This window comes from Microcystis sp. M53603_WE2 (assembly GCF_030065435.1).
In genome coordinates, this window is sequence record NZ_JASJFF010000293.1 from 1 (window position 1) to 5,404 (window position 5,404).

Here is a 5,404-nt window from a genome sequence, read left to right on the forward strand (position 1 = left end):
AGAGAAAAAAGGGTTTCTTTCTCGGACAATTTGTTCTAGGTGTTGGCTTAAGCGATCGCTAAGAAGATCAAACATTGATGGCAGCAGATAATTTAATCAAAAGAGCCAATGGATAGAGAAACTGAGGGAAAAATCGGGGAGAATAATAATTGTTAATTATAAAATATTCTGTGGAGCTAAAATCATGACAAATCTCCAGTGGACTAGCTATGATTGTATCGTTGTTGGGGCAGGATTAGCAGGATTAGTCGCTGCGCGGAATCTCCAGAGGCAAGGTCATCAAGTTCTGGTAATCGAAGCGCGAAATCGTTACGGTGGCAGAATGTCTGGTCAATATCTCCCCTCTGGACAGTGGATCGATCGAGGTGGTCAGTGGGTGGGCCCAACCCAAGAGCGTTTTTTAGCCCTCCTCGACGAGTATAAAATACGTCGTTTTCCCTCTCCCAATCAGGGAAAAACCGTCCTAGTCTTTAACAACAAACGCTATGAATTCAATGGTTTTTTTCAAGGTTTCCACGAGGGAGAAGTACCCGATATCGGCGCAGCAGAATGGCAAGATGCGATGTCAGCATGGGCGCGTTTTCAAGAACTAACCAAAACCCTACCTTCAGGTTATCCCCAAAGCAACGATCACACCAAAAAACTAGACAGTAAAACTTTTGCTCAGTGGATTGAAGAAAACACCAGCACAGATTTTGGTCAATGGTATTTTGCTTATATGGCGCGTGCAGTGGGTTTTCTCGGGCCGGCCGAACCCAACCAAGTCTCACTACTGCACGTTCTTTGGGGACAAAATTGCGCCCCTCAGGCCGAACATCCAGAAGCCGAACTGATCCATGGCGGAGCGGGACAAATTCCCGACAAGATCGCGGCGGAGTTAGGAGAGCGAATTCGACTGGGGGAACCGGTTTTTCGCCTTAATTATGACTCGGCCGGCGTGACCGTAGAAACCAGCCAGAATACTTTTACCGCCAAATTTGCCATCATTGCCATGCCGCCCCATCTTGCCGGCCGCATTATTTATCATCCCCCGCTGCCACCCCAGCGAGAACAACTAACCCAACGAGTACCGATGGGATGCTGCGCTAAAGTCCTGATTTCCTATGAGCGACCTTTCTGGCGAAAACAGGGACTAGCGGGACTTGCTCAAGGGAATTGTCAATGGTTGGAACTCTGTGCCGATAGTTCCGATCCCGAAACCGGCGTCGGGGTAATCGCCACCTTTGTGGTTGGCGATCGCTATAGTCGTTGGCGCTCCATGAGTAGTCCGGCGCGCCGTGCCGCCGTCCTCTCGGATTTAGCTATTTATTTCGGTCAAGAGGCCCTTTTCCCGATCAGTTACGATGAGGTGGATTGGCCTGGGGATCCCTGGACTGGTGGCGCATATTCCGCTTTTATGCCCCCCGGAGTCTGGACAAGTTTCGGCGAGGCTCTTTTTACTCCCGTCGGACCGATTCACTGGGCCGGCACAGAAATGGCCGATCGCTGGCCGGGATTTTTCGAGGGAGCGATCCGCACTGGTGAGGCAGCGGCTGATCGAATCGCCTTGCTTTTGCGGGAAAAATGAGCATCTACAGGGCTAGGACACTTTTTAGGTCAAAAAAGTCATCATAGTCAAGTTTCGGGGCTAATAGGGCAGAAAACTCTTAAATCATCACTATTTCGCCCTGGTAATGTTCGACGAAATACTGGACACGATGACGATATTCTTTAATTGTCCGATCGACCCATTCCCGCTGCTCACTGTTAGCATAGATATGCACTAAAGGTTCTCCAGCATCGGGTAAAATCAATACCCAGTCATCATTAAGGGGATTAATCACCTTGACTCCATCGACCAACTCTAGATTAAGATCCGCGTGAGTCTCCACCAGATAGCGCATCAGAGATCCCTTGACTTTCCAAGGACAGCGCACCGCCGTATTCTTATTATAAATGCGCGGTAACTCGGCCCGCACCTGAGCTAGAGAACGTTCCTGAATGGTTAACATCTCCAAAAGTTTCGCCACGCTGAACATGGCATCGAAACCGGGATGTAATTGCGGAAAAATAAAGCCAGTTTGCCCACATCCTCCTAAAACCACATTAGGATTGGTTTGACATCCTTCCATTAAAGCGCTAGGACTGGCTTTTGTCCGCACCACCCGGCCATCGTGACGACGCGCGATCTGTTCCACGGCACTAGAAGCATGAACCGGCACTACCACTGTACCGCGAGGATGGGCGGTCAGAATTGTATTCACCATTAGAGCAGTTAATTGTTCCCCGCGAATCGATAAACCACTCTCATCGACGAGGACTAATTGTTCCCCGTTGGCCGAAACCTGTACCCCTAAGTTCGCTTTCAGGGCCTCCACCACATGGCCCAATTGATGGATTAGTAACTCTCTTTCCTGCATGGAAAGGGCATTCTGACGTAAACTGGCATTGAGAACCACGGCATCACAGCCAAATTTGGCCAGTAATTCTGGTAAAATTGCCCCTGAGACTCCGTAGGCGTAATCAATGACGATTTTGGAGCTACTATTGCGAATAGCCTCTACATTTAGCTGAGTTTCAAAGGTTTTGCGGTAATTATCGAGAATATCAGCCGGATAGGACATACTGCCGATTTCCTGCATTCCCACCCGTCGCAGATCTTCTTTGAAATAGGCCCCTTCGATTTTCTTTTCCTTGGCTTTGGAAACATTAATTCCTTTTTCGTCTAAAAACTCGATTAAGAGAAAATCCGGGCGATCCGGGTGGATACGAACGTGAATGCCACCGACTACGTTTAATTTAGCCACTAAAGTCCGCGAAATCGGTAAAGCATTCGCTTGTAGGTTTTGGATATTCACCCCCACGGACATTAAACCGGCAATCAGCGATCGACTGACCATGCGCGAGACACTGCGTTGATCCCGGGAGACGATTACCGTTGACCCCGGTTTCAGGATGGAACCGTAGGCTGCCCCCAGTTTAACGGCGAATTCGGGCGTGATATCGATGTTAGCGAGTCCCGATACTCCTCGTTGACCAAAGAGGTTTTTATGGGCAGTATTTCCCCAAATCAGGTTAATATTGAGGATGGCTCCCGATTCGATCTGTTTACTCGGCCAGACTCTGACCCCGGAATTGATCTGCGCTTCTTCCCCGACGATCGATAATTGTCCGATCACCGCACCTTCGTGTACCTGGGCCCGTCGATCGATTCTGGTTCCCCTAGCGATCGTACAAGCGGCTAAATTGACCTCATCCCCGATCACCACACCATTCCAGAGGATGGGACGTTTCAGATCGGAACCAGCACCGATGGTGACATTATCGCCGATAACCGAACCCCTCTCGATCAGAACATTTGCACCAACGCGGCAATGATTGCCGATCATGGCCGGGGCCTCAATGTGGGCGCTAGGATCGATATAGGTATTAGTACCGACCCACACCCCGGGGGATTTTTCTCGATAGGGAAATTCTAGGTTAACTTTGCCGGATAAAGCGTCGTATTGCGCTTCTCGGTAGGCCTCCAGATGACCGACATCGCACCAATAACCATCGGCCACATAACCATACATAGGTTCGCCCCTTTGCAGCAGCAGCGGAAACAAATCTTTAGAAAAGTCGGCTTCTTCTTTGTAGGGGAGATAATCGAGGACTTCTGGTTCGAGAATATAGGTTCCGGTGTTGACAGTATCGGAAAAAATCTCGCTGGTGGATGGTTTTTCGATAAAACGGCGAATTCTGCCTTCTTTGTCGGTAATCACTACCCCAAATTCGATCGGATTGGCAACCCGCGTCAGGACGAGGGTTGCTTTCGAGTTTTTACCTTTATGGAATGCGATCGCTTTTTGCAGGTCAAAATCGGTGATACTATCGCCACTAATCACCAGAAAGGTATCATCTAACCATTCGGCAATATTTTTCACACATCCTGCGGTGCCTAGGGGTTGATCCTCCTCCACAGCGTAGGTGATTTTTACCCCAAAGTCGCTGCCGTCTTGAAAGTAGTCGCGCATGACATCGGGGAGATAGTGCAGGGTGGTGATAATTTCGGTAATGTCATGCTTTCGTAGTAAATTAATAATATGTTCGGCGATGGGACGGTTGAGAATCGGGACCATCGGTTTGGGAAGATCACAAGTAAGCGGACGTAATCTTGTCCCTGAACCACCTGCCATTAATACCGCTCGCATAATTTCCTCCCAAGGCTATCTTTTCGCCGTTTTTAAATAGTTTTTCCAAATTATGGCTTTAGTTTCCCGACCTCGATCGAGCCAGTTCCTAACCGGCATTCTAACACCGTCCCCCCGATTCAGAACAATATTTTCTTTTCCCAAGTCGGCAAAACCCAAGCTTAAAATAGGAGATGTGAATTCTCTAAATTCAAGGATGAGATGGCATGAGACTGGTTATTTTTATCTTAATAATTGTTTATGGTGCCGGTGGTTGGAAATTCTGGAATGGGTACAGAAGCACTAATTTTAGTCCCAGTTTACCCAATCGTTTAGCTCTAACGCTGTTCTGGCCGCTTCTTTTGGCTGTTAATCCCGCCTACCGCAAGAATTTTCAAAAAGCCCTCAAGGGCAAATAAAATTAACATACTGCCAAGGTTGCGGCCATAAAACAGAAAGTAGCCTGGTATCGAGACCTGATTCTGCTGGATTAGTCGGGATTACCCCCCCAAAAAAAACCCTAAATAGGGTTTGCGGCAAAAAGTTTTTCCTGGGGGTAGGGTGTGGGGTGTGGGGTGTGGGGTTTTACCGATTTTCAGGTGGTCAATTACCTAATTTTCAGGGAAAAAGTCCAGGAATTTTCCCCCCAATCACTCCAAAGGTCGGCACTTTTTGAGGGAAAAAAAGTCTAAAAACCTTGTTGGACAAGGTTTTTAGATTTATTCAGCAAACCCTATCTAGCCAATTTATATCTAATTAGGCTGGTTTATTGATTACAGCCATGGACTGACGAGCAAAACCGAAATAACTATCCCAGAATTGTTTCTGACTATCGAGGGCAACTTTGGTGGCGGTTTCTTGGGCGGTTAGGTAGGATTTCACCCATTCTTGTTGATATTCAAGGGATTTAACCAAAGTTTCTGGAAACTCAAACACTGGTGTAGTCGTGGGAACACCATTACCCCAAGCGGACAGAAGCATTTTCTGCCATTCGGCTAGGTATTTTTGGTATTCTTCAAGATAATTGGTGTTCATAGAAGTCAAACCGCTAACTAGCCCATCTGGAAGGAGATGGTGAGAAAGTGGGGCGGTGTTGCCACCTTCTCGAAAGCAAAAACCGTGACGAGATAAAATATAATATTCTATCCCTTCCTTGATTATAACCTGAGTTTGTGATCAGCCCCAATCTTTATGCGATCGCCGTCAGCCCGGCCCTATTTTTTTGGTGACTGGGAACTAAGTGGGTGGGTGGA

4 protein-coding genes are annotated in these 5,404 nt (G+C 47.8%); 2 read left to right on the plus strand and 2 right to left on the minus strand.

Annotated features, from left to right (window positions below; genetic code table 11):
* Positions 1-184 precede the first annotated feature (184 nt).
* Positions 185-1,567 carry a flavin monoamine oxidase family protein gene (locus tag PX481_RS06350; RefSeq protein WP_288094023.1) on the plus strand — a complete coding sequence of 461 codons (1,383 nt, stop codon included), beginning with the start codon at positions 185-187 and terminating at the stop codon, positions 1,565-1,567.
* A 79-nt stretch (positions 1,568-1,646) separates the two neighbouring features.
* Here the strand turns inward: PX481_RS06350 and PX481_RS06355 are convergent, their stop codons facing one another.
* On the minus strand, positions 1,647-4,172 hold the full coding sequence (locus tag PX481_RS06355) for a mannose-1-phosphate guanyltransferase (RefSeq protein ID WP_288094025.1): 2,526 nt from the start codon (positions 4,170-4,172) through the stop codon (positions 1,647-1,649).
* 206 nt (positions 4,173-4,378) lie between these two features.
* Between PX481_RS06355 and PX481_RS06360 the strand changes: the two genes are divergently transcribed.
* Positions 4,379-4,570, plus strand: coding sequence for a hypothetical protein (locus tag PX481_RS06360; RefSeq protein ID WP_043999505.1), 192 nt, complete (start codon positions 4,379-4,381; stop codon positions 4,568-4,570).
* A 337-nt stretch (positions 4,571-4,907) separates the two neighbouring features.
* Here the strand turns inward: PX481_RS06360 and PX481_RS06365 are convergent, their stop codons facing one another.
* Positions 4,908-5,186, minus strand: a complete 279-nt coding sequence (locus PX481_RS06365) for a thylakoid-associated protein (RefSeq protein ID WP_108936712.1) — start codon at positions 5,184-5,186, stop codon at positions 4,908-4,910.
* Positions 5,187-5,404: the final 218 nt, after the last annotated feature.